This window comes from Streptomyces sp. NBC_00271 (assembly GCF_036178845.1).
Lineage (GTDB): Bacteria > Actinomycetota > Actinomycetes > Streptomycetales > Streptomycetaceae > Streptomyces.
The window spans coordinates 6,435,600-6,459,363 of the sequence record NZ_CP108070.1 but is presented as its reverse complement, the minus strand read 5'-3'; the positions used below and the strand labels follow the sequence as shown (position 1 = coordinate 6,459,363).

Sequence of the window (23,764 nt, the reverse complement as noted above, 5' to 3'; positions counted from 1 at the left end):
GAGGCTATCCCGAGCCGGGCGAATGTTCGAGGGGCCCATGGGGATCCCCGGGCCGGGGGTGGGGGCGGCGGGGGCGAAGAAAACCGCCCCCGGTCCCGACCGCCTACACCGCCGTCAGCTCCACCTGGATCTCGACCTCGACCGGGGCGTCCAGCGGGAGGACGGCCACGCCGACCGCGCTGCGGGCGTGGACGCCCTTGTCGCCCAGGGCCGCGCCCAGGAGCTCGCTCGCGCCGTTGAGGACACCCGGCTGGCCGGTGAAGTCCGAGGCCGAGGCCACGAAGCCGACGACCTTCACGACACGCGCGATGCGGTCGAGGTCGCCCGCGACGGACTTGACCGCGGCCAGCGCGTTCAGCGCGCAGATGCGGGCCAGGTCCTTGGCCTCCTCGGCCGTGACCTCCGCACCCACCTTGCCGGTGAGCGGAAGCTTGCCGTCCACCATCGGCAGCTGCCCTGCCGTGAAGACGTACACGCCGGACTGCACGGCGGGCTGATAGGCGGCCAGCGGCGGAACGACGCCCGGCAGCGTCAGACCGAGCTCCGCGAGCTTCGCCTCGACGGCGCCGCTCATGCCGACTTCTCGCGCTTCAGGTAGGCCACCAGCTGCTCGGGGTTGTTCGGCCCGGGCACGACCTGGACGAGCTCCCAGCCGTCCTCGCCCCAGGTGTCCAGAATCTGCTTCGTGGCATGGACGAGCAGCGGCACGGTTGCGTATTCCCACTTGGTCATGTCGCCGACTGTAGTCGTTGCCGCGGGGGGCCTCGCGCGCACGTTGTCCACAGCCTCCTGCGTAGTACGGCGGCGGACTGGTTAGGCTCGAAGACGTGAGCAGGCTCCAGGTCGTCAGCGGCAAGGGCGGTACCGGCAAGACCACGGTAGCCGCGGCCCTCGCGCTCGCCCTCGCGACCGAGGGCAAGCGCACCCTCCTCGTCGAGGTCGAGGGCAGACAGGGCATCGCGCAGCTCTTCGAAACAGAAGCGCTGCCCTACGAGGAGAGGAAGATCGCCGTCGCTCCGGGGGGCGGGGAGGTGTACGCCCTCGCCATCGACCCCGAACTGGCCCTTCTGGACTACCTCCAGATGTTCTACAAACTGGGCGGCGCCGGCCGGGCCCTGAAGAAGCTCGGCGCCATCGACTTCGCGACCACCATCGCGCCCGGTCTCAGGGACGTGCTCCTGACGGGGAAGGCGTGCGAGGCCGTCCGCAGGAAGGACAAGAGCGGGCGCTTCGCGTACGACTACGTCGTCATGGACGCGCCACCCACGGGCCGCATCACCCGCTTCCTGAACGTCAACGACGAGGTCGCGGGGCTCGCCAAGATCGGGCCGATACACAATCAGGCGCAGGCCGTGATGCGCGTCCTGAAGTCGCCGGAGACGGCGGTGCACATGGTGACGCTGCTGGAGGAGATGCCCGTCCAGGAGACCGCGGACGGCATCGCCGAGCTGCGGACGGCGAAGCTGCCGGTGGGACGGATCATCGTGAACATGGTGCGGCCCGCGCTCCTGGACGAAGTCGACCTGGAGCTCACGGGCGCTGTCGCGCGCAGCGCCATCGCCAAGTCGCTCTCGGCGGCGGGGCTCGGCGGCGCCCGCCGCGGCGGGAACGCCGAGCGGCTCGTCGGGCCTCTCCTGGAACAGGCCGAGGAGTACGCCGAACGGCACACCCTGGAGCGCGAGCAGCGGGCCGTCCTGACCGAGCAGGACCTCCCGCTGCACGAACTCCCCCTGCTCGCCGAGGGAATGGACCTGGCGGGCCTGTACGAGCTCGCCACGGAACTGCGCACTCAAGGGATCTCATGAGTCTGGACCCGGCCCGCGTACTCGACCTCGACCCACTGCTCGACGACCCCGACACCCGCATCGTGGTGTGCTGCGGCTCGGGCGGCGTCGGCAAGACGACCACGGCGGCGGCTCTGGGGCTGCGCGCCGCCGAGCGGGGCCGCAAAGTGGTCGTTCTCACCATCGACCCGGCGCGCCGGCTCGCCCAGTCGATGGGCATCGACTCCCTCGACAACGTCCCACGCCGCGTGAAGGGCATCGACGACTCCGCGGGCGGCGAGCTGCACGCCATGATGCTCGACATGAAGCGCACGTTCGACGAGATCGTCGAGGCGCACGCGGACGGCGAGCGGGCGGCCGTGATCCTGAACAACCCCTTCTACCAGTCGCTTTCGGCGGGCTTCGCGGGCACGCAGGAGTACATGGCGATGGAGAAGTTGGGGCAGCTGCGGGCCCGGGACGAGTGGGACCTGATCGTCGTCGACACGCCGCCGTCCCGCTCGGCGCTCGACTTCCTTGACGCGCCCAAGCGGCTCGGGTCCTTCCTCGACGGACGGCTGATCCGGCTCCTGACGGCGCCGGCGAAGCTGGGCGGGCGTGCGGGGATGAAATTCCTGAACGTCGGGATGTCGATGATGACCGGCACCCTGGGGAAGCTGCTGGGCGGACAACTCCTGAAGGACGTGCAGACGTTCGTGGCGGCGATGGACACGACGTTCGGGGGCTTCCGTACGCGCGCGGACGCCACGTACAAGCTGCTCCAGGCGCCCGGGACGGCGTTCCTGGTGGTGGCGGCCCCGGAGCGGGACGCGCTGCGCGAGGCCGCGTACTTCGTGGAGCGGCTGGCGGCCGAGGACATGCCGTTCGCCGGTCTCGTACTCAACCGGGTGCACGGCAGCGGTGCCGCCCACCTCTCCGCCGAGCGGGCGCTCGCGGCCGCGGAGAACCTCGATGCCGAGGCTGCGGAAGATCTTGAATCCACGGCTGTAGAAAATCTTGACGACGCCCGCATTGTGGATCAGGAGGGCGGGAAAGCTGGACTTCGTAACTCTCCCGACATGTACGGCAGTTCAGGATCTCCCGCTTCCGAGACATCAGCTCCCGACGGCTCCGAAGGTCCAGCCGGCTCCGACGGTTCCGATGAAGGCTCCCCCGCCGCCACGGACAGCACAGACGCCATGGACAGGACCGACGCACCGACCGACACGCCGCCGCACGGGCACCGGACCGTCGAACAACTCACCGCAGGCCTGCTGAGACTGCACGCCGAGCGCATGCAGCTGCTCTCCCGCGAGCAGCGCACGCGTGACCGCTTCGCCGCGCTCCACCCGGAGGTGGCGGTTGCCGAAGTGGCCGCGCTGCCCGGCGACGTACACGACCTCGCAGGACTGCGGGACATCGGAGACCGGCTCGCGGCCAACCGGCCGGAGCTGCCTGAAACCGACGCCTGAGCGGCGCCGTCCACGGGCCCGGGGCCGGGCCTGAGTCATGAGCTCGTGCCATGAGCTCGTGCCATGAGCTCGTGGTCATGAACTCATGGTCATGAACTCGTGGCCGGCCCGAGATGGCCTGAGGCAAGCCCGAGATGGCCTGACGCGAGTGGGTCCGAGGCGGTGAGTGGGTCTGAGGCGGCGGGTGGGTCCGACGCGGGCCGAGGTGGCCCCGCGGGACGCCCTCCGTGGCGCCCTCAGCCCACCGCCGCGTAGCGCTCGTACACCTCTTCCTCGTCGAGGGGCAGCAGGCCCGCGCCGCGCTCGTACTCCGTACGCGCGGTCTCCAGCAGGCGACGCCACGAGGTGACGGTGGGACGCCTGCGCAGCAATGCGCGACGCTCCCGCTCCGTCATGCCACCCCACACGCCGAATTCGACGCGGTTGTCGAGCGCATCGGCGAGGCACTCCGTGCGTACCGGACATCCGGTGCACACTGCCTTCGCCCTGTTCTGCGCTGCTCCTTGAACGAACAGTTCATCCGGATCGGTAGTGCGGCAGGCCGCCTGCGCACTCCAGTCGGTTACCCAGCCCATACCGGCGCCGTCCTCTCCCGAATCGAGGCTCCCCCACGGCGGCAGCGGCATATTCACCGCCGCCAGTTGAGGACGTTACGGAAGGCAGGCACAGCGCAACACCCCCTGCGGGCCCAATCTTGAATGGCCCGAACGGACTATGCGTAAGCGGCAGATCACCCGGGGGAGTGAGCGGCGGACATACGTGAGTATCCCGGCAAACCGGGACAGTTCAGTTGAGTCACAACGGACGCCTGGTGACGCATGAGGCTGATTCGGACACGACCTCCCCAAAAAAGTTGGGGAACCTCCGGAACGATTCGGGGTCGCCGGACGTATTGATACGTGGCCATACTGCTGTGACAGTTGAGAGCAGCTTAGGCCAAGGCATATACGCGTGTCCGGCGAATGAGAACGTAGGCTGCCCCTATGCCAAAGAAGCGCTCGGGCGGTGGTCTGTCGCCAACGCAACAGGCCGCCAAGTTCCTCGGTGTCAGCGTGCTCGCTGGAGCAGTCATGGCCGGAATCGCGCTGCCCGCAGCGGGCGCGCTCGGTCTCGCGGCCAAGGGTTCCGTCCAGGGGTTCGACGAGATTCCCGACAACCTGAAGAGTCCCGCGCTGAGTCAGCGCACCACCATCCTGGACAGCAAGGGCGGTCAGATCGCGACGGTCTACTCGCGCGACCGCACGGTGGTCGACCTCAAGGACATCTCGCCGTACATGCAGAAGGCGATCGTCGCGATCGAGGACTCCCGCTTCTACCAGCACGGCGCGATCGACCTGAAGGGCGTCCTGCGCGCCCTGAACCAGAACGCGCAGAACGGCGGGGTCGCCCAGGGCGCCTCCACGCTCACCCAGCAGCTGGTGAAGAACTACTTCGTGGAGGAGGCCGGCGACGACCCGACGAAGGTCGCCCAGGCCACCCAGCAGACCCTCGGCCGCAAGGTCCGCGAGCTCAAGTACGCGATCCAGCTGGAAGAGAAGCTCGGCAAGAAGAAGATCCTCGAGAACTACCTGAACATCACGTTCTTCGGCGAGCAGGCCTACGGCATCGAGGCCGCCGCCCAGCGCTACTTCTCCAAGCCCGCCAAGGACCTGAACCTCCAGGAGTCGGCGCTGCTCGCGGGCATCGTCCAGTCGCCCAGCCGGTACGACCCGGTGAACGACGAGGCGGAGGCCACCAAGCGTCGCAACACCGTGCTGCAGCGCATGGCCGAGGTGCACGACATCTCCCAGCAGGAGGCCGACCAGGCCAAGGAGGCGAAGCTCGGCCTGAAGGTCAGCCAGCCGAAGAACGGCTGCATCACGGCGGCCAAGGGCGCGAGCTTCTTCTGCAAGTACGTGGAGAACGTGTTCCTCACCGACCCGGTCTTCGGCAAGACCAAGGAGGCCCGGGCGAAGCTCTGGAACCAGGGCGGCCTGACCATCCGTACGACGCTCGACCCGCAGGCGCAGAAGTCGGTGCAGTCCTCGATCAAGTCCCACGTCAACAAGTCGGACTCGGTCGCCACGGCGGCCACCCTGGTCGAGCCGGGCACCGGGAAGATCGTCGGCATGGGCCAGTCGAGGCCGTACGGCTACGGGAAGAACGAGACGGAGTACAACTACTCGGTCGACCGTGACATGGGCGGTTCGAACTACGGCTTCCCGACCGGTTCGACCTTCAAGCCGTTCGTGGCCGCGGCCGCGCTGGAGGAGGGCCGGCCGGCGACCCAGCAGTACCCGTCGCCGTACGAGATGGCCTACCCCAGCCCCGTACAGACGTGCAGCAGCAAGCCCTGGACCAACCTGACCAACGAGAAGCTGTCGAACGAGAGCACCGAAGAGAAGGGCCCGTACGCACTGAAGACGGCGATGGCCAAGTCGGTCAACACCTACTTCGTGCAGATGATCTCGGACATCGGCATCTGCCCCGTGGTGAAGATCACCGACAAGCTGCACGTCGTGCAGGGCAATGGCGACAAGCTGCCCGAGGTGCCCGCCATCACCCTCGGCTCCAAGGGCATCTCCCCGCTGACCATGGCGAGCGCGTACGCGACCTTCGCCTCTCGGGGCATGTACTGCACGCCGATCGCCATCGAGTCGATCACCCAGAAGGCCGACGGCAAGGAGAAGTCGCTCGAGGTCCCGAAGTCGACCTGCTCGCGAGCCATGTCCGAGAAGACCGCGGACACCGTCAACACGCTGCTCCAGGGTGTGATCGACTCCGGTACGGGTCAGCAGGCCGGCCTTTCCGACCGCGACAACGCCGGTAAGACGGGTACGACGGACGAGCGCAAGAACGCCTGGTTCGTCGGGTACACGCCGAACCTGTCGGGCGCGGTCTGGGTCGGCAGCCCCAAGCAGAACGTCAAGATGACGGGCATCCGCATCGGTGGCGTCTACCACGACCTCGTCTACGGCGGTCAGGTGCCCGGCCCGATCTGGAAGGACGCCATGACCGGCGCCCTCTCGGGTAAGGGCTCCCCGTCCTTCAACCTCGTCGACATTCCCGACGAGAAGCCCAAGGACAACGAGCATGGCCCGGGCGACGGGAACAACGGCGACAACAAGGGCAACGCGAACGGTGGGAACACCACCAACGGCAACACCATCAACGGGAACACGACCAGCGGCAACACCATCAGTGGCGCCACTGGTGACACGAACGGTGGCGGGTTCCCGACGCCCACGTTCTCGATCCCCTCGGGCTTCATTCAGGGTCAGAACGGCAACGGGGGTCGTCGCGGGTAACCCACCCCGACACGACCGCTGACAGAGAACGGCACAGCACAGCCATCGGCCTCGGCGCTTCCCCGATCGGGAGCGCCGAGGCCGATGGCTTTTAGTGAGTGGGGTGGTGGGGGTGCGGGCACGGGTACGGGTGCTCGTGCGGATTCGGGTGCAGGTACGAGTACGGGTGCAGGTACGAGTACGGGTGCAGGTACTCGTACGGGTGCAGGTACTCGTACGGGTGCAGGTACTTGTACGGGTCCACGTACCGCGTCTACTACTGGTTCCGGTCCCTCTCGGACTCAGCCCGCGAGCAGCTTCTTGACCACGGCGGCGACACGGCCGCCCTCGGCCTGCCCCGCGACCTTCGGGTTCACGATCTTCATGACCTGGCCCATGGCACGCGGCCCCTCGGCACCCGCCGCCCTGGCCTCCTCGACGGCCTGCCCGACGATCTGCTGGAGCTCCTCGTCGGACAGCTGCTTGGGCAGGTACGCGGCGAGGACCACCCCCTCCGCCTTCTCCCGCTCGGCCGACTCGGGACGCCCGCCCTGCGCGAAGGCGTCCGCGGCCTCGCGGCGCTTCTTCGCCTCGCGGGTGATCACCTTCTGTACTTCGTCGTCGGAGAGCTCGCGCTTCGTCTTGCCCGCGACCTCCTCCTTGGTGATCGCGGCGAGGGTCAGCCGGAGCGTCGCGGAGCGGAGCTCGTCGCGCTCCTTGATGGCGGCGTTGAGGTCTTCCTGCAGCTTCGACTTGAGCGTGGTCATGCCGTCGATTGTCGCAGGTGTGGTGCGACGGTCGCCTGCTGATTTCAGTGCCGTGCCCTGGGACACGCCGTCGATGGGCGCGAGGCTGTCCACAGGTTCGAGGCTGTCCACAGGGTGGAACGCGGGGCTGTCGGGGTCTGACACGATGGACGTATGCGCGCGCAATACGGAGTACCCCTGGGAATCGCGGCGGTGGGCGCCGCCGGACTGTTGTACGCGGCGGGTTTCGAGGCCCGCTCGTTCCGCCTCCGACGGGTGACGGTCCCGGTCCTGCCACCAGGCATGCGGCCGCTGCGCATCCTCCAGGTCTCCGACATCCACATGGTGAGCGGTCAGCGCAAGAAGCAGCGCTGGCTGCGCTCCCTGGCCGGGCTGCGCCCCGACTTCGTCATCAACACCGGGGACAACCTCTCCGACACGGAGGGCATCCCCGAAGTCCTGGACGCCCTCGGCCCGTTGATGGAGTTCCCCGGTGCGTACGTCTTCGGTTCGAACGACTACTACGGCCCCAAACTCCGCAACCCCGCCCTGTACCTGCTGGAGAAGTCCAAGGGCCGCCACGGTCTGAACGGCAACAGGCCGGCCGTGGGCGTCATCCACAACCCGTGGGAAGACCTGCGCGACGGCTTCGACACGGCGGGCTGGCTGAACCTGACGAACGCCCGGGGGACGCTCAAGATAGAAGGCGCCGAGATCGAGCTGACCGGCCTCGACGACCCGCACATCAAGCGGGACCGGTACGCGCGCGTGGCCGGTGGCCCGTCGGAGTCGGCCGACTTCTCGATGGGCGTGGTCCACGCCCCGTACCTGCGTGCGCTCGACGCGTTCACGGCGGACGGCTACCCCCTGGTCCTGGCCGGTCACACCCACGGCGGCCAGCTGTGCCTCCCCTTCTACGGCGCCTTCGTCACCAACTGTGACCTGGACACGGACCGCGTGAAGGGCCTGTCCACGCACACGGCGGAGGGGCAGACGTCGTACCTGCACGTCTCGGCGGGCTGCGGTACGAACCGCTACACGCCGGTACGGTTCGCGTGCCCGCCGGAGGCGTCACTGCTGACGTTGGTCGCTCGGCAGTAGGTCGGACGGCAGCAGGTCGGAGGGCGGTCGACCGGACGGATGCGGGTCGGCCGGAGTGCGGCGGTCGAGAGCGCTCGACCGTCACCCATCCGGGTGACCCATATCGCCCGATTCGCCCCCTCTGCTTAGCGTGGGGGCATGATCCCCCCACTCCCCAGGGACATACCCGACCTGCCCGCCATACCGGGCATCCCCCCGCCGACCCCCTCCATCGTCCCGGCGACGGCAGTGGTGGCCCCGGTGCGCCGCCCCCTGGTGGCCGTCTTCCGCCTGCTGGTCGCCCTCGTCGCGGCCGCGGGCGTGGCCATCGAGATGCGCCTGGGCAGTCCGCTCCACGTGCTCAGCTACTTCACCATCCAGGCCAACCTGCTGGTGGCGGTGGTCTTCGTCGCTTCGGCTCGGCGGGCACGAGCGGCGCGTCGCCCGCTGCCCCCGGTCCTCATGGGCGGCACGCTGCTCTACATCTCGATCACGGGCCTGGTCTACCACCTGATCCTGGCGGACCCCTCCAGCGGCTTCTCCATGACCGGGGGCATCGCCCCGCACACCGGCTGGCAGGCGCTGTCGAACCAGATCCTGCACACGGTGATCCCCATCGCCGCGGTGATCGACTGGCTCCTGCTGACCCGCCCGGCACCGTTCGCCGTCCGGCATGCGACGACGTGGCTCGTCTACCCTCTCGCCTACCTGGTCTTTTCCCTCGTCCGCGGAGAGATCCTGCCGCCCGGCACCCCGGCGCGCTACCTCTACCCCTTCGTCGACGTCGACCGGCACGGCTACGTGGGCATCCTCGGCAACACCGCGATCCTCGGCGTCGCCTTCTACGCCCTCGCCCTCCTCGTCATCGCCCTGGACCACGTCCGCCCCGACCAGTTCCGCCGCCGCGGACGACGCCCCGAAAACCGGATTTCGTCTCGGGCCACCGGTGGGCTAAAGTAAACGACGTCGCCGCGAGAGCAGCGACAATCGGGGTGTAGCGCAGCTTGGCAGCGCGCTTCGTTCGGGACGAAGAGGTCGTGGGTTCAAATCCCGCCACCCCGACAGCTGAAACACCAGGTCAGGGCCGGTTTTCCTTCACGGGAAACCGGCCCTGACTCGTTCCACAGGGCCTGTGGGGAGTGGATGGGGAGTGGATCAAGGAAATCGACTCCCCGAACGTCACCGCTGACGCGCTCTCAGCAGCGCATCGAGCGCGCGCACCGGTGACCGCGGGTGCATGGCAGACCGTGCCGCCAACGCCTCCTCCCACTGCTCGGTCAGTTCGTCCATGAGCCGGTTCCTCATCCGCGCCGTGATGTGCGAGTAGCGGGCTTGCACCGAGCCATCCTCGTGCCCCATGCATTCGTCCATGAGCTTGGGTGGGGTCCCGAGCTCCTCCATGACTGTCTTGTGGGAGTGCCTGAGCCCGTGCGGAGTGAGGCCTCGTGCGATCGGCAGCCAGCATGCGTCGGCACGGCCCGAGGCATTCCGGCCCCGCGCCGGCACCCCTGGCCAAGGGTGCGCCATCACGGGTACGGGGCGCGCCTCCTGTGGGGCCTTCTTCGGGTACCACCCCGTCGTGGCCGGATGGAACAGCCATCGGCGGAGATCGCCGATCGCCCGAAGATCGCGGCAGGTACGAAGGCCGTATTGCGGTTCTGTCATCGCTATGTAGACGACGTTCCTTGGTCGACCCAGGCGACCTACAGCGGATCGGCCTATCCGGTGCACCATCACGACGTTCCGGGGCGACTTGAACCAGATGAACTACGAGATCGGCGACCTGTCCGCCCGGAGTGAGAACGAGCCTCAGTGAGAATTATCCCTGCCCAACCGGGCGACGTGACCAAGCTGGTGACGAGACCGTGGCCACCATCACGCTCACGCCGGAAGCCGAGGAAGGGCTCTGGACGGAGGCAGAGTTGAGTGTGAAAGCTGAAGGTCTCCGGCTTTCACGAAGCCCATATGGTGATGGCGACGTCCGTCAGGATCCACAGCGTGGCGACGGCAAGAATCGAACGTTTGACCAACCGGGATCGTCGCCGCGCCTCGGTGGCGACTTCCTCGGTGCTCCTGCCTTCAGGGCGTGGGTGGTACCGCCATCGGCCTGTCGCTCCCCAGATGACCAAGAGTGCCATGGCGACCCAGCCGTCCAACTGGCCCAATTGATATGACGTCATCTACGGGCTCCCCCTCGTCAGTGAAGCAGGGAGTCTAATGCGGTGACGGAACAACACATCGCACAGGGCGCTCCTCACGCCCTCAACGCAATGGGCAACTTCTGCTTCGAGGTGACGCTCAGCTACCGTCGGCTGGAACTCCTTCCCCGCACGGAGGGTAAGGGGCGTCACAATGGGTAGTAGGTTTGTGACATGGTGCGTGGTGATCGTGTCGATAGCGTCGAGTACGCCCGGCGGGTCAACGCCGCCGCGGATCTGGCCGCAGCGGGTGTGCCCGCGGCCGCAGCCGCCCGCACGTTGGCGAGCAGGTACGGGGTGTCGGTGCGTCAGGCACGCCGGTATCTGGAGCAGGCCATGGCTGCTGGCCGAGTCGAAGTCCCCGAGTCGAGCGTGGTGTTCACCGTCAAGCTGCCGGAATCTCTGGCAGGACGGATTCGCAGCCGTGCCCACGAGAGCGACCGGGCGATCTCCGCGGTGGTGGCCCAGGCCCTGGCCGAGTTCCTGCAGCGGGATGCCCCGGAGGGCCAGCCGGGCCGGTGAGCGGCCGACGGGTGGAGGTGGAGGCGGTCTTCGACCGTCATGCGGCGGCGGACCTGTCCGCGGCCTACGCGGTGTTGGTGCCGCAGCGCCGGGCCCGGGTGCGGGCCGGCCCCGATCAGGCAGGAGGAGCCGATGACCAGCGCGGCGATCTACGCCCGGGTGTCGTCCGCCCGGCAGAAGAAGGACCAGACGATCGGCTCGCAGACCGCGGCCCTGCGGGCACACGCCGCCGCCTCGCATCTTGAGCTGCCCGAGGAGTGGGTGTTCGAGGACGAGGGCCACTCCGGGGCGACCCTGGTGCGGCCCGCGCTGGAGCGGCTGCGGGACCTTGTCGCCCAGGTCGGCGTGGACGTGGTCCTGTGTTACGCACCCGACCGCCTGGCCCGCAAGTTCGCCTACCAGGCCCTGCTGATCGAGGAGTTCGCCCGGGCGGGCACCCGGGTGGAGTTCGTACGGGGCCCGCGCGGCGACACTCCCGAGGACCAGCTGATGGTCCAGTTCCAGGGCATGTTCGCCGAATACGAGAAAGCCCAGCTGATGGAGCGCTACCGGCGCGGGAAGACCTACCGGGCCCGCTCCGGATCGGTCAACGTGCTGGGCGGCGCCCCGTTCGGCTACCGCTACCTGCGCAAAACCCCCGAATGCGGGGCCACTTACGAGATCGTCGAGTCCGAGGCGGCGCTGGTGGTGGAGCTGTTCCGCCGCTACACCGACGACGGAGCCTCCATCGCGGACCTGACCCGCTGGCTCACCAGCAGCAACACCCCCACCCGCACCGGGAAGACCCGCTGGGACCGCAGCGTGGTCTGGGGCATGCTCCGCAACCCCGCCTACGCAGGCCAGGCGGCCTTCGGCAAGACCCGGATCCTCCACGAGTCTCCGGGTCTCAACCGCAGGGCCCGCCTGGAGGGCCGCAGCACCCCACGCGCCGTCAAGGCCGCCGACCGGCCCCACGAGGAGTGGATCACCATCCCCGTTCCCGCACTCATCACCCCGGCGACCTTCGAACGCGCCGCCCAGCGGCTCGCCGACAACAAACGCTTCGCCTCCCGCAACAGCAAGGTCCCCTCCCTCCTTCAGGGCCTGTCGGCCTGCGTGAGCTGCGGATACGGCTACTACCGCACCTCGACCACCACCACCTCAGGCAAGAAGATCTACTACTACCGGTGCCTGGGCTCCGACGACTACCGCTACGAGGGAGGCCGGGTCTGCACCAACAAGCCCGTCCGCGCCGACTACCTCGACACCGTCGTCTGGGACCACATCATCGGCATGATCGCCGACCCGCACCTGATCCGGAACGAGATCGACAAGCGGCTCGAACGCGCCCGCACGTCCGACCCCGCCACACGGCAGCGCGGCCGGCTCGAACTGGCCCTGTCCAAGGCCACCACCTCGATCACCCGCATGATCGAAGCGTTCCAGGAACAGCTCGTCACCCTCGACGAACTCCGCTCCCGCATGCCCGATCTACGCGCCCGCGAGAGCAACCTCCGCAGCCAGCTCGCCGCTCTGGACGCATCGATCGCCGACCGCGACGCCTACCTCAAGCTCGCCGACGACCTCGAAGGATTCCTCGCCCAGCTCCGCGACAACGCCGAAAGCGCCGAGGTCCCCGAGCGCCAGCGCGTCCTGCGACTCCTCGTCAAAGACGTGCTCATCGGCCCCGAGAAGATCACCATCCGGCACCGCATCCCCGTCCGCGAACACGCCGCCAACGATAGCCAGCACCAAGATCAAGACGCTACGGAGGGTGACTCACGCCCGAGTTACCCATTGCGTTGGGGGCGTGTCTGGCCATCCTCTGGCCAACAGCTCATCCCAATCTCGGCTGTGGGCGAGAAACGTGCTGGTCAGGGTGGGATTGGGCTCGCAAAGCGCAACGCTCTTGAAAACCGTCGTGGCAGCTATGTCACCACGAGTACGAATCCCACACTCTCCGCCAGCGAACGCACCCGCCAGGGGGTGCCCTGGACACGGGGGGCACCCCTCTGACATTCACCGCACCCTGTGTCGCGCAGCATTGCGGTCGCCCTCATCAGGCCCGCATCTCCCTGTGGAGGCGCAGGCCTGGAGGCTGTTGTTCCCGACCGTCAGTACAGCGCCTTGTAGACGCCCCAGCCACTGCCGATCTTCACACGTCCACCGAAGCCGCCCTTGCCGTTGCCCGCCCAGCGGTACAGGTTGCCCGCGGTATCGCGGGTGAGGAGGTCGTTGCGCCCGTCCTGGGTCAGGTCGCCGACACCGACCAGGGCGTTGTACGTGTTGAAGCCCGAGGCGATCTTCACTCGCCCCCCGAAGCCGCCCCTTCCGTTGCCGTACCAGCGGTAGAGGCTCCCGGCCTTGTCCCGACCCAGAAGGTCTCCGGTTCCGTCGCCATTGAGGTCGCCCACTCCCACCAGCGCCGTATAGCCGGACAGCCCGGTGCCTACGCGCACCCGAGACTTGAACGTGCCCTTGCCAGTGCCGGCGTGGAACCACAGGGCTCCGGACCGGTCACGGGTCAACAGGTCGGAGCGGCCGTCGCGGTTGAGGTCCCCGGACGAGGTCAGCAGGTTGTACGTGTTCCAGCCCTTGCCGATGACGGTGGACTTGTTAGTCCCCCGGGCGAAGTACACCTGCCCGAAGCCCCAGTACGCCCGCAGCTCGCCGGTGGAGTTGCGGACCAGCATGTCCGCGTACCCGTCGCCGTTGATGTCGCCGACCGGCACGAGGGTGGAGGAGGTCGGCCAGTCCGCGGTGTAGCTGCGGTTGTAGAGGTGCCCCTGGGGGTGCCCCTCCCACGAGTCGGTCCGGCCGTCCTTGCGGACCGCCACCATGTCGGGGAAGCCGTCGCAGTCGTAGACGTGGGTGGGCAGGGCGCCGCACATCACCTGGAGGGTGCCGCTTCCCACCCGCACCGGCGCGGTCCCGCCACCGACGCGGGCGGTCAGCTGCCAGGTGTAGGTACCACTCGGGGGGAGAGCGCCGTTCGGCTCCCTGCCGTTCCACGAGGCCCCGATGGCGTCGCGGCCGCGTACGGCTCCGCCCCGCAGCGTGGCCACCCTGCGCCCGGTCGCCTTCTGGGCGATGTCCACTTCCCAGGAGTCCACGGGGCGGCTCAGCTCGAACGAGGCCGTCCAGGTCGAGTAGTACGACGAGGTCGTCCTCGGCGCCACGCCATCGGCGATGTACTCCTCCCCCCTGACCGGGGCGGAGTCCGGCACGCCGTCCGCCGCCACGTGCACGCGGCGGTCGGCGTCCACGTAGGCGACGTGACCGCTGTACTTGTCCACGGTCCACGTGATCCTGCGGTCGTCCGCGAGCGTGCCGGCGGGGAGGGCGGCGAAGAAGCGCTCCGCGAGCGGGCTGCCGGTGTGGAAGTCAGTCAGCTTGAGCTCGCCCGCCGCACGGTCGTGCCGGATCACGTAGCCGTCGCCGAGCATGGCGGGGCCCGACGGCACGGTGAAACCACGGTTGTTCGTCAGGTCGTACACGCCGGCCTGCTTGTCGGCACCGCAGGACCAGTAGAGCCATCGCGCGGTCGCCTGCAGCTCGGTGGGCACGCAGGTGGCGCCGGTCCGCACGGTGCGCACGGGCTTGGCGGGCGTGGTGGCGTCCGAGGTCAGCCGCTCCGCGGTCAGCGTTCCGGGGTTGGCGGGGGTCGCGCTCCACAGGGTGGAGTACCAGAGCGCCGCGGCCTGCACCGGGCGGCTGCGGATCACCTTGCTGTAGCCCGGGTAGATCAGGTACTGGGTCTTCGGGGAACCGCCGTCCACCACCACGTACGAGGGGGACGCGTCCCGGACCTCGCCGCCGCTGCCGGGCAACTGCATCTGCACGTGCGAGGTGTAGGGGTCCACCCGGGTCTCCAGGTACGTCCGCCCGCCCGTCTCGGAGAGGAAGGACACCCCGTACCCGTTGCCCTCCACGATCCGTACGCAGTCCTCACCCGTCGCACAGCGCACGGTGGACGTGGGCATGCCCACGGGCAGGGGCTCGGCCGCTCCCGCGACGGGGACCGGCCCGATGCCGATGTCCTGCTGGTGGATGGAGATCTTGCCCTCGGTGCTGTCCACCCGGTCGAGGGTGCCCCGGTACAGGCTCAGTCCCAGGAGCTTGGCGGTCACCGGGGGCAGCGGCTGGGCCACCTCGTGTGCCGGTGTCTCCTCGGGGCGCGCGGTGAAGCGGTGCACCGCCCAGTCGCCGCTGCCGGTACCGCCGACGAACAAGGTGCTTCCGTCCGCCGCCTGCGGCGGGGAGTCCGATACGAGCGCGAGATGGTCGAGTACGGTGGTCGGCTCCGCGCCGTCGAGCGACCGGGCGGTCAGCCGCCGGCCGAGCGTGGTGCCCGAGGTGGTGTCCGGGGCCGAGGTCAGGAGGGTGTCGCCGAGCAGGGCCAGGGGGTACGCGTCGTCGGGGAGCGGGAACTCCTGCGTCCCGGAGGAGAAGTCCCCTCGCGGCAGCCAGCGCAGGCTGGCGTAGCCGTGCCCCCACCAGGCGATGCGATCGGCGCTCAGCAGGATGTTCAGGCCCTCGCCGCTCATCGCCTCGGGGAGCGGGGTGATCACGGCCGTCGTAGGGTCCAGTAGGCCGTAGCGGTACGCGCCGTCCTGCCGGAAGGAGATCACCGCGCCGCGGTCGTCCGTGGCCTGCTGCTGCAGGGAGAGGCTGTTCAGCTGGGCACCCGCGGGCAGGCCGGTGATGTGCAGCGGCTGCGCGGCGTCGGCTCCCGGGTCCAGGAGCACTCCGGCGGAGCTGGTGGTGCTGGTCGCGGACTCCAGTGCCAGCACCTTGCCGTCGACGGTCCCCCGGAAGGTATAGCGCGCCGGGAGCTGCACGTCCCGGCGCTCACCGGTATGCGGATCGAGCAAGGTGTACCAGGTGGCGCCCCGGGCCAGGCTCGGTGAGATGGCGAGCAGGTCGCCCCCGGCGCCGACGGGGCGTACGAGCGCATTGGCTGGCAAGGTCTTCAGGCCGGGCACCTGCGTCGAGGTGCCGCTCGCGAAGTCAGTCCAGGTGTAGCCGTCGCGGCCCTCCTGCTGGTGCAGAAAACCGGTGCTGCCCACCGCCAGCGGGGTGTCCACACGGGGTGTGGCCCGGTCGGCGGGCGGGATCACGACCTCCTGGGACGAGTCCGCCGCGGTCGCCATCTGGGCGGCCTGCGCGGGCGGCGCGGCCACGGCGAGCGGGATTGCTGTTCCCGCGACCGCCAGAATCGTGGCGGCCGCACCGGCCGCGAGGCCCGCGCCACCTCTGCGGCGGCGGCCTCCACGCAGTGGTTCCGTCGACGTCCGGGTCAGTGCCCCCACGCCCCCCTCATTGATGTGATTGTCTGCCGCCGCACGGCGCCCCGTTCGCGGCCGGACGCACTGCCGCGTCAGTCCCCGGTGGCTGCGATGGATCTCGTCAGCCACTTGCGCGGTAAACGCTAGTCGATCAACGAGGGTCCCAGTCCGCCTTGACGGGATTACGATCAGACAATCCGACGACGCCCCGGCGGGGGCGGCCCGGGAGCGACCATCCGGGGGCCGGTGGTGGCCGAAGGCGGTGACGCCCGCTAACGCCGGCTCGCTGACCCACAGCGCGCCGGCCATGGATCTGAGCATGCTTCTGAGCATCAATTCCGAACACAGGAGGTACCGTGGCCAAGGGCTATTGGGTCAGCGCCTACCGCACCATTGCGGACCCCGAGAAGCTGGTTGCCTACAGCAAGCTGGCTGGTCCAGCCGTCGAGGCCGCAGGCGGGCGGCTGCTCGCCCGCGGCAGCCGGGTCGTCGCACACGACGCCGGAATCGCCGAGCGCACCGTCCTGATCGAGTTCGACAGCTTCGAACAGGCGGTCGCCGCACATGCGAGTGCGGCCTACCAGGAGGCGCTGGCCGCACTTGCTGACGGCGTCGAGCGCGACTTCCGCATCATCGAAGGCCTCGACTGACGATCGAGGCTGCGTCGGCGACGAACACGAAGCCGACTGCGGGGATCACCCCGGCTCGTCAGCGCGCCGCACCGTCGCGAACAGCGTCAGGCCAGTGGCATCGGCGGTGATGTCCAGTCCGGTGACGGTTCCCGGTGGCGCGGCGGCACGGACGTCGGCCTCGATGTCGGCGGGGGTGCGTTCGACGAGGTTCCAGCGGCCGATGTGGGTCATCAGGGCGGCGTAGGGGTTCGGGGTCGCGATGTTGGAGAAGTAGAACGTGCCTCCGGGGCGGCACAGGCGGGACAGGCGGGACAGGCGGGGCAGGCGGGGCAGGCGGGACAGAGTGGTGCGGATCAGGGCTCGGGCGAAGCGTTCCTCGAGGTAGTCGAAGAGGCCTCCGGCCAGGACCAGGTCGAAGGGGCCGTGGTCGGCGGCCAAGTGGGCGGCGGTGCGCAGGACGTTGCCGGGGGCCGCGGCGGTCTGGGCGCGGGTCGCGGGCGGCAGGTGTGTGAGGGCGTACCGGAGGGCGTCGGGCCGGGCGATCGCACCCTCCAGCGCCGTGCATACACCTACCGCAGCGACGGTCACCTCACCGTCCTCGAAGACCAGTTGAACGGCCTTCGTCACTTGGACCTCGACGCGGTCGGCCGCGTCGCGCGGGGGTCGCCGATTGCCCGGTGCGCGTGCAGTGGGATCCGGACCGGTCGATCCATCTGGAAGCACAACCGTGGCGTGCCATTCAGGTCGGCCTGTCCGACGAAGCCGTGGACCGTTACGTGGACCATTGGATCGTGGACATGGCGGACGTCACCGAACTGGCACGGTCGACCCACTCCGCCGTACTCGATGGAAGGGCCGAGGAAGCCCTGCGTCAGCTGCCGGCCGAGCACCCTTACCCGCTTCCGGAGCACCTTCGCCGGCGATTGGGAGCGGACGGCTGACCGGTTCATCAACTCCTGTGTAGGCCACTCATGGCGTTCACGCCGTCGACCAGTTCGACGCCCTCAGATCCGGATCCAGCGTCCTGCTGGTACGCGTGCTCGCCTGGGACGTGCCGATGGTGACGGACCATCAGGAGAAGGTCGCCGCGGCCGTCGTGGCCCTCAAGCTGAGCAGCCGGGGAGAGACGGCGCTGATCACCGGAGACTGCATCCACCACCCGGTCCAGTGCAGCCGTGCATGACGCGGGTGGGCTGTGATCGTCGTGGAGATGTCCACCACCATGCCTCCCTCCTGTGAGCCCGATCGGACAGCCGAACTGGTGCGGTGTCCCACCCCCCGGCAGGGGGCTCTGGGCTCTGGGCGCGAGCATCGCCACGTCAGGTCGAGTTGCTCTCCACCAGGAGCTGCCTCGGACGCGGTCACAGTCCGGCGTGCCAGTCCCGCTCCGGATCGCCGGTGTCGAATACGCTGCGAAGATGTCCGACTTGGCGTCCTCGATAACGCGTACGGACAAGGCTTCACGTCGGTTCGGATGGCGCGGCTGCCGGATGCGGAAGAGGTGTGGCATGAGATCCCCAGGTGTGCACCTACGGGAGATCACCGACGAGAACCGGGATGCCGTACGCGCCCTCCGGGTCCGACGTGACCAGAAGCAGTTCGTCGCCTCCGTGTCCAAGTCGCTCAAGGAGGCGGCAAAGAAACCGGAGGCCAATCCCTGGTATCGCGCCGTGTACCGCGGCGACGAGCCAGTCGGCTTCGTGATGCTGTCGTGGAAGCCGCCGTCCGGCCCTTTCAAAGGGCGGCACTTCATCTGGCGCCTCCTCGTCGACAAGCGGTACCAGCGGCGAGGAATCGGCGAAGAGGCGCTCACGCAGATCGCCGCCCTGGTGCGCGCGGACGGCGCCACCGAGCTACTGACCAGCTACGAACCCGGCGACGGCGAACCGTGGCCCTTCTACCGGAAGTTCGGGTTCGAGCCCACCGGGGAGTTGGACGACGGTGAGATCGTTCTGCGGCTCGCCTTCCCCGCTCAGTGAGCTCACACGGGGAACGACGGAGCTCTTTGCCGTGCTCGCGCACCGCTGCGGGTCCCAGTCCGTGGCCTCGATCCGGGCGGCGAAGACATGGGACCCCGCGGCCCTCTGCTCGGTTGGCTCAGGCGTTGGGACGCTTGCCGTGATTGGCCTTCTTCTTCTTACGGCTGCGTCGCTTGTTCCCTCGCTTGGCCATGGCGCATATCTCCCTAATTCAGTACTTTCTATGCCTTCGCCAGTCTAGATTTGGACCGGGATGTCCGCATCAGGGGTGCCGCGGGCACACCGCCGATATTCGCTTGCACACCAGCGTCACTCGGGTCAACGTCGCCTGACACCTGATGAAGGCGGAGAAGATGACCACGCAGATCCAACCCGTCGACCACGAACTCATCCAGGCCGCGGAGCACGTCGCTCGCACTCGCTGCCAGGGCGACAACCACACCATGGCGGCCGCGGCCCGTGCCCGGGACGGCCGGATCGTCACGGCGGTGAACGCCTACCACTTCACGGGAGGACCCTGCGCCGAGCTGGTCGTCATCGGCGCGGCAGCCGCCCAGGGCGCCTACGAGCTGGACACGATCGTTGCCGTGGGCGACCGCGACCGGGGAGTTGTCCCCCCGTGCGGCCGGTGCCGGCAGGTCCTTCTCGACTACTTCCCTGCCCTCAAGGTCATCGTCGGCGAAGACGACCGCATCCGAACCGTCCTCATCACCGACTTGCTCCCCGAAAGCTACATCTGGGCCGACCACCAGCTCGACGCCGAGTAACCGCGCCACGGGAGCCTTCCAGGCGTCGGCCTCGGTGAGTCGCTCCTGCAAGAGATCGTCGAGCCCGGCCACCGGAGGCGTTGGGGCACCTCGCGGACTTTCGGCCGACGCGGCGATCCAAAGCCGACGCAGCAATCCAAAAGGGCGCCGTCAACGTACTGATAAGCGAGCTGCAACCTGGGGATACGCCCCGGTCGGCTGGTCTCCGTACAGAGGGGATCTTGGCTGCAAGACGTGCTCCTCGTCTGTGCGGGGCGACGCCTGCGACCGCGCCGCTTCTTCCTTTCGGCTGCGGCTGTCCATCTCGTGCCGCTGAGAGCCGCGCGAGACGATGGAGGAAAGGTGCATCCATCATGCGAGCACAACGCGCGAGGCGTCTCGCCGCGGTGTCGGCGGCCGGCCTTTTGATGGCCGGCGGCGCTGCGATCGGCACAGCAGGCACGGCCGCAGCAGCAGCCCCTGCCGTGCACACTCAGGTGACCACCAACTGGTGCGGCGACCGCGGTGACTGGGGCGGACGCTGCTTCGACCGCTTCGACCACCACGGGTTCCGCTTCGACCACCGCTTCGACCACCGCTTCGACCACCACCGCTTCTTCAACCACGGAGGTGTCGTGATCATCGTGCTCTAGTACTCCCCTGTCGAGTCCCCGTCGTATGACTGGCCTGACATGCTCTCTACGCTGCTGGAACGAGCCGCAGAGCCGACGTGGTGAGGGATGGGTCGTCAGTCGTGGACACCTTTGAATGGGCAGTGGCGATCTTGGCCGCAACGATCTGCTTCGGGCCCGGCCTGGCTGCCGTGACAACGGCCTGGCTGTTCCCCTGGCTCAGAGGCTCGATCGCACGGCCACGCCTTTGGGGCTGGGGCGAGCTGATGCTCGGCCTCTTCTTCGCCATGCAGCTCATGGACCAAACGATCATTTTCACCCCCCACAGCGGCGACGTGCTCTTCTACGGAGGATTGGCATTCGGCATCGCCGGCCTGTATCTGATGATGCTCGCCCGGAGTCCGGGCACAACTCCTGAGGTGCCGGCGCAGCCGTACAGCAGCGAAGTGCGGCTGCCTCCCAGCCCGTAGCCGACCCGAGCCACCCGTCAGCGACCCGGCGGTGGCCAGTACCGAGTCGGGTGAGCCAAGGGCTTCCTTGCGATCCGGGTGGGCTCAGGAGCAGAGATTCACGTGCCGGACGGCCAGGACGTGCCCCGCCGCGTCGATGAGGCGGCTGCGGGAGAGGTGTCCGCCGGTCACCGCATTGGTGATCGCCGTGGCGATCGAGGACGTTTGGGAGCTGACGTTGCCCCCCAGGTCGAACATGACCATGTCGGCGCCGGAGCGCAGGGCCTGGACGGCGGCTGCGGGGATGCTGAAGCCGGCGGCGGAGATCGCCTTGGCGCTGAGCGAGTCGGTGACCACCAGTCCCTTGAATCCCATCTTGCCGCGCAGCTCGGAGGTGATGGCGGTGGGTGACAGGCTCGCCGGATTGGTGCCCAGGCCCGGCACGATGTTGTTGGAGACCATGATGGCCGGGGCGCCGGCCTTGATGGCCGCTGTGAACGGCGGGATGCCCACCTTCTGCAGGGTGGACCAGGGCAGGGTGCGTGCGGGGCCGAAGTCGGAGTTGTAAGTGGAGCCGCCGAGGCCCGGGAAGTGCTTGACGACGGGTATCACGCCTCCGGCGCGCAACCCGTTCATGTACGCGACACCGGCCTTGGAGACCACCGTGGTGTTGCCGCTGAAGGACCGCCACCCGTCGGGATTGGTCTTGCTGGGTGCCACGTTCCTGCCGTCGACGTCGACCACCGGCGCGAGGTCCATGTTCACCTGGGCGGCAGCCATCTTTTTGGCGACCTTCGTGACGTTCTGCTGGATCTGGGCCGGGGTCCAGTGCGCGCCCATGTACGCGGGCCAGGGCAGGGACCCGACGAGGTTCGACATGCGCTGGATGCCGCCACCCTCCTCGTCGGTCATCACCAACAGGCCCAGATGGCCGGGTACATGGGACTTCAGGGTGGTCAGCCGGGAGCCGAGGTCGGACGGCGCCTTGCTGCCGAACAGCAGCACACCGCCCGCACCGGCGCTCACCTCGGACGTGGCGTCGGACACCGAGGTCTCCGACACCGGGACGGCGATGGTCAGCATGGCCAGCCGACGGTTCGACCACCCGGCCAGCTTCGTGCTGTTGGTGCACGCGGTGGCGGAGGAGGAGGCGGCGGTGAGGGCCGGAGCGAAGGTCGAACGGGAGTGGGAAGGCATGGCGGACGGGGCGAGGGACACGCCGGGACCATTGGAGTGAGGGGACGCCTTGGGAGTGCCCGTGTCACAGCCCACCAGGAGCATCGCCGCCACGGCGGCGACAGCGCTCAGTCTTCGTGCGTTCCCGGCCCGGCCGGGGAGCCGCGGCGGTGCTGTCGCTCTTCTGCAGTCACGGTACGACGGGAGATTCATCGCCCCGCCTCCTTCGGGAAGGCGCGACGGTACCCGTCGCGCTGAGGGCCGTATGACCATGAGATGGGCTTTACGACGCGTGAGAGGCGCACCAGCCCGTACTTGTTCGCTGGTCCACGGTCGGAGTACCAGGATCTCGCGCCTCGAAGCCGGACGAAAGTCCAGCCGCCGTGAGCCGGGGCTTGCCTTGGAGCGCGCTTCAACCAGGTCACAGCGCGGTTCACCGTGGGACGGGTGTGGGGTGAGAGGGCCCTCGGGCCGGGAAACGGCAGGTCTGGGGAGTCTCCCGGCGCCCCTGACCCAAGGTTCCGGGAGCCCGACGCGTGGTCGGCACGCGGTCGACCTCACGGTGGACAGCTTCAGGGGATCTGCCGTGGAGCGGGAAGTACGGCTTCGGAGGGGACCGGGAGCCAGCGGCGCTAGCGGAATCGTCCCTGGTGACACGCCCAAAGGGCTGGTCACCGAAGTGGAAGGCGAAAACCGATGGTGCCCGGCGTCTCCAGTCCTCACCGTCGTCGATCGCAGTGCGCACTGCGGCCAGCGGCTCGATGAAATCGGTGCGCGAGGGAGCACCCAGGCCGATGTCGTCTCGGCCGTAAGTGACCCATTCCGCATCCGTCACCAGGTAGCGAGCTTTCGGGAACGTCTTTGCGCGCTTCCCGCCGGCGTCACGAACGAAGCCCCAGCCGGTGTGGTCGGTGTGCGGGTGGGTGAAGGCGAGCGCCTCGACGTCCTGCGGCTCGTGCCCCAGCGCGGTCAGGGTGTCCAGCAGTGCGCCACTCTTGCTGACGGCGACACCCAGGTCGCCATCAGCGACACCAAGCCCGGCGTCGATCAGCAGGCAGCGGCCCTGGCGCTGGACCAGGAGACCCCCTGCCGACGCCGCAACCCGCCCCGGCCCGGCGCACGCCTCGAGATGATCGGTCGGCACCGGCAGGTTGTCTCCTGGCCATCGACGAAGCCCGACCGTCGGTTGGGTCCCGGACGAATTCACCTGGCCTGCCCGGCCTTCGCTGTTGCGCCGCCGTCCGTCTCGAACCACTCGCGACGGGGATCGTCAACTATCGTCTGCGGCTGTAGACGTACGTTCGACAAGGAGAGCCGATCCGTTGAACCGAGCCTCGGCCGCCAGGTCTCGTACGGTGGCGATCGGTGCCGCCGCGTCGCGGCCCTGCACGCTGGTCGTCTGCCGTGGGTGTTGTTGTGGCGATCCGCGGAAGTATCCCGACGACGATCACGCCTGGCAGCTGGAGCGGTTGCAGGCCGGGGCCGAGGCCTCCGGGGGGCGGTTCATGATGCGGACCGTGGACTGTCTCGGGCCCTGCGACCAGGCCAATGTCGTGGTCGTGCAGCCTTCGGGGGACGCGCGGCGCCGGGGTGCGCGGGCGATCTGGATCGGGTTCGCGATGGGGGACGACTGCACCGAGGAGCTGGTGAGTTGGGCGTCCGCCGGAGGGCCGGGGGTCGCCGAACCTCCGGTCGCGCTGGAGTTGCAGTTCGTCCGGCCGCCACGCGAGGCACGGGCCCGTACGCGTCGCTGAGGCGATCTCGGTCCGCCGGCCGCCCTCTGGAACCACACCTCCCAGTGCGGCACTCTTCTCCGTCGTGGGGACCCTTCCGTAT

25 protein-coding genes, 1 tRNA gene and 2 pseudogenes are annotated in these 23,764 nt (G+C 68.6%); 17 read left to right on the top strand and 11 right to left on the bottom strand.

What is annotated here, in order from left to right; all coding sequences use genetic code 11:
* Positions 1-103: 103 nt before the first annotated feature.
* Complete coding sequence (locus OG798_RS29540; RefSeq protein WP_095853386.1) at positions 104-574, bottom strand: RidA family protein; 471 nt, start codon at positions 572-574, stop codon at positions 104-106.
* The gene (locus OG798_RS29535; protein WP_075033571.1) at positions 571-732 is read right to left on the bottom strand and encodes a DUF4177 domain-containing protein; all 162 of its coding nucleotides are present in this window, start codon (positions 730-732) and stop codon (positions 571-573) included. Before OG798_RS29535 ends, OG798_RS29540 begins: the two co-directional genes overlap by 4 nt.
* A gap of 95 nt (positions 733-827) precedes the next feature.
* On the opposite strand from OG798_RS29535, the gene OG798_RS29530 reads away from it, so the two are divergent.
* Positions 828-1,805, top strand: coding sequence for an ArsA family ATPase (locus tag OG798_RS29530; RefSeq protein ID WP_097225221.1), 978 nt, complete (start codon positions 828-830; stop codon positions 1,803-1,805).
* Positions 1,802-3,235 carry an ArsA family ATPase gene (locus OG798_RS29525; RefSeq protein WP_121415467.1) on the top strand — a complete coding sequence of 478 codons (1,434 nt, stop codon included), beginning with the start codon at positions 1,802-1,804 and terminating at the stop codon, positions 3,233-3,235. Before OG798_RS29530 ends, OG798_RS29525 begins: the two co-directional genes overlap by 4 nt.
* A gap of 236 nt (positions 3,236-3,471) precedes the next feature.
* On the opposite strand, the gene wblA is transcribed toward OG798_RS29525, so the two are convergent.
* Positions 3,472-3,810, bottom strand: a complete 339-nt coding sequence (gene wblA, locus OG798_RS29520; protein WP_028799159.1) for a transcriptional regulator WblA — start codon at positions 3,808-3,810, stop codon at positions 3,472-3,474.
* A gap of 408 nt (positions 3,811-4,218) precedes the next feature.
* On the opposite strand from wblA, the gene OG798_RS29515 reads away from it, so the two are divergent.
* Positions 4,219-6,522 carry a transglycosylase domain-containing protein gene (locus OG798_RS29515; protein WP_095853389.1) on the top strand — a complete coding sequence of 768 codons (2,304 nt, stop codon included), beginning with the start codon at positions 4,219-4,221 and terminating at the stop codon, positions 6,520-6,522.
* A gap of 91 nt (positions 6,523-6,613) precedes the next feature.
* On the opposite strand, the gene OG798_RS29510 is transcribed toward OG798_RS29515, so the two are convergent.
* Both OG798_RS29510 and OG798_RS29505 read right to left on the bottom strand, forming a co-directional pair.
* Complete coding sequence (locus OG798_RS29510; RefSeq protein ID WP_328757943.1) at positions 6,614-6,766, bottom strand: hypothetical protein; 153 nt, start codon at positions 6,764-6,766, stop codon at positions 6,614-6,616.
* A 37-nt stretch (positions 6,767-6,803) separates the two neighbouring features.
* Complete coding sequence (locus tag OG798_RS29505; protein ID WP_095857889.1) at positions 6,804-7,268, bottom strand: GatB/YqeY domain-containing protein; 465 nt, start codon at positions 7,266-7,268, stop codon at positions 6,804-6,806.
* 153 nt (positions 7,269-7,421) lie between these two features.
* On the opposite strand from OG798_RS29505, the gene OG798_RS29500 reads away from it, so the two are divergent.
* The 3 genes from OG798_RS29500 to OG798_RS29490 all read left to right on the top strand — a co-directional run bounded on the left by OG798_RS29500 (position 7,422) and on the right by OG798_RS29490 (position 9,389).
* Positions 7,422-8,348, top strand: coding sequence for a metallophosphoesterase (locus OG798_RS29500; protein WP_097225222.1), 927 nt, complete (start codon positions 7,422-7,424; stop codon positions 8,346-8,348).
* 138 nt (positions 8,349-8,486) lie between these two features.
* Positions 8,487-9,287: a Pr6Pr family membrane protein gene (locus OG798_RS29495; protein WP_101896746.1), complete on the top strand. Its 801-nt coding sequence runs from the start codon at positions 8,487-8,489 to the stop codon at positions 9,285-9,287.
* Positions 9,288-9,315: 28 nt separating this feature from the next.
* Positions 9,316-9,389: transfer RNA gene (locus tag OG798_RS29490), tRNA-Pro, on the top strand.
* A 117-nt stretch (positions 9,390-9,506) separates the two neighbouring features.
* Here OG798_RS29490 and OG798_RS29485 read toward each other — a convergent pair.
* A pseudogene (locus tag OG798_RS29485) lies at positions 9,507-9,926 on the bottom strand (tyrosine-type recombinase/integrase); the annotation flags it as partial.
* Here OG798_RS29485 and OG798_RS29480 point away from each other — a divergent pair.
* From OG798_RS29480 to OG798_RS29470, 3 genes and pseudogenes are all read left to right on the top strand, one after another.
* Positions 9,906-10,143 (top strand): annotated as a pseudogene (locus tag OG798_RS29480) (hypothetical protein); the annotation flags it as partial. The pseudogenes OG798_RS29485 and OG798_RS29480 overlap by 21 nt on opposite strands.
* Positions 10,144-10,699: 556 nt before the next feature.
* The gene (locus OG798_RS29475; RefSeq protein ID WP_328757942.1) at positions 10,700-11,047 is read left to right on the top strand and encodes a hypothetical protein; all 348 of its coding nucleotides are present in this window, start codon (positions 10,700-10,702) and stop codon (positions 11,045-11,047) included.
* Positions 11,048-11,179: 132 nt separating this feature from the next.
* A complete protein-coding gene (locus OG798_RS29470) occupies positions 11,180-13,042 on the top strand; it encodes a recombinase family protein (RefSeq protein WP_328757941.1) in 1,863 nt (620 codons plus the stop codon).
* A gap of 98 nt (positions 13,043-13,140) precedes the next feature.
* On the opposite strand, the gene OG798_RS29465 is transcribed toward OG798_RS29470, so the two are convergent.
* Entirely contained in the window at positions 13,141-16,338 is a 3,198-nt protein-coding gene (locus OG798_RS29465) for an FG-GAP repeat domain-containing protein (protein ID WP_328757940.1), read from the bottom strand.
* A 332-nt stretch (positions 16,339-16,670) separates the two neighbouring features.
* On the opposite strand from OG798_RS29465, the gene OG798_RS29460 reads away from it, so the two are divergent.
* Positions 16,671-16,964 carry a DUF1330 domain-containing protein gene (locus tag OG798_RS29460; protein WP_121415470.1) on the top strand — a complete coding sequence of 98 codons (294 nt, stop codon included), beginning with the start codon at positions 16,671-16,673 and terminating at the stop codon, positions 16,962-16,964.
* Between the two features lie 45 nt (positions 16,965-17,009).
* On the opposite strand, the gene OG798_RS29455 is transcribed toward OG798_RS29460, so the two are convergent.
* Positions 17,010-17,573 (bottom strand): hypothetical protein, encoded by a 564-nt coding sequence (locus tag OG798_RS29455; protein WP_328757939.1) that lies wholly within the window; start codon positions 17,571-17,573, stop codon positions 17,010-17,012.
* Between OG798_RS29455 and OG798_RS29450 the strand changes: the two genes are divergently transcribed.
* The 3 genes from OG798_RS29450 to OG798_RS29440 all read left to right on the top strand — a co-directional run bounded on the left by OG798_RS29450 (position 17,510) and on the right by OG798_RS29440 (position 18,925).
* On the top strand, positions 17,510-17,887 hold the full coding sequence (locus tag OG798_RS29450) for a DUF4291 family protein (RefSeq protein ID WP_328760095.1): 378 nt from the start codon (positions 17,510-17,512) through the stop codon (positions 17,885-17,887). The genes OG798_RS29455 and OG798_RS29450 overlap by 64 nt on opposite strands.
* 95 nt (positions 17,888-17,982) lie before the next feature.
* Positions 17,983-18,129, top strand: coding sequence for a hypothetical protein (locus OG798_RS29445; protein ID WP_179436178.1), 147 nt, complete (start codon positions 17,983-17,985; stop codon positions 18,127-18,129).
* A 325-nt stretch (positions 18,130-18,454) separates the two neighbouring features.
* The gene (locus tag OG798_RS29440; RefSeq protein ID WP_257016648.1) at positions 18,455-18,925 is read left to right on the top strand and encodes a GNAT family N-acetyltransferase; all 471 of its coding nucleotides are present in this window, start codon (positions 18,455-18,457) and stop codon (positions 18,923-18,925) included.
* Positions 18,926-19,043: 118 nt separating this feature from the next.
* On the opposite strand, the gene OG798_RS56610 is transcribed toward OG798_RS29440, so the two are convergent.
* Positions 19,044-19,118: a 50S ribosomal protein bL37 gene (locus OG798_RS56610; RefSeq protein ID WP_101896790.1), complete on the bottom strand. Its 75-nt coding sequence runs from the start codon at positions 19,116-19,118 to the stop codon at positions 19,044-19,046.
* A 160-nt stretch (positions 19,119-19,278) separates the two neighbouring features.
* Between OG798_RS56610 and OG798_RS29435 the strand changes: the two genes are divergently transcribed.
* From OG798_RS29435 to OG798_RS29425, 3 genes are all read left to right on the top strand, one after another.
* Positions 19,279-19,692 carry a cytidine deaminase family protein gene (locus OG798_RS29435; protein ID WP_121418377.1) on the top strand — a complete coding sequence of 138 codons (414 nt, stop codon included), beginning with the start codon at positions 19,279-19,281 and terminating at the stop codon, positions 19,690-19,692.
* Between the two features lie 353 nt (positions 19,693-20,045).
* Positions 20,046-20,324: a hypothetical protein gene (locus tag OG798_RS29430; RefSeq protein WP_121415473.1), complete on the top strand. Its 279-nt coding sequence runs from the start codon at positions 20,046-20,048 to the stop codon at positions 20,322-20,324.
* Positions 20,325-20,425: 101 nt separating this feature from the next.
* A complete protein-coding gene (locus tag OG798_RS29425; protein WP_267062459.1) occupies positions 20,426-20,773 on the top strand; it encodes a hypothetical protein in 348 nt (115 codons plus the stop codon).
* An 84-nt stretch (positions 20,774-20,857) separates the two neighbouring features.
* Here OG798_RS29425 and OG798_RS29420 read toward each other — a convergent pair whose 3' ends face one another.
* Both OG798_RS29420 and OG798_RS29415 read right to left on the bottom strand, forming a co-directional pair.
* Positions 20,858-21,970, bottom strand: a complete 1,113-nt coding sequence (locus tag OG798_RS29420; RefSeq protein ID WP_147474179.1) for a glycoside hydrolase family 3 N-terminal domain-containing protein — start codon at positions 21,968-21,970, stop codon at positions 20,858-20,860.
* Positions 21,971-22,361: 391 nt separating this feature from the next.
* Positions 22,362-23,072, bottom strand: a complete 711-nt coding sequence (locus tag OG798_RS29415) for an MBL fold metallo-hydrolase (RefSeq protein ID WP_267062458.1) — start codon at positions 23,070-23,072, stop codon at positions 22,362-22,364.
* A 178-nt stretch (positions 23,073-23,250) separates the two neighbouring features.
* Here OG798_RS29415 and OG798_RS29410 point away from each other — a divergent pair, with 178 nt between their 5' ends.
* Positions 23,251-23,682: a (2Fe-2S) ferredoxin domain-containing protein gene (locus OG798_RS29410; RefSeq protein WP_328757938.1), complete on the top strand. Its 432-nt coding sequence runs from the start codon at positions 23,251-23,253 to the stop codon at positions 23,680-23,682.
* The last annotated feature ends 82 nt before the right edge of the window (positions 23,683-23,764 follow it).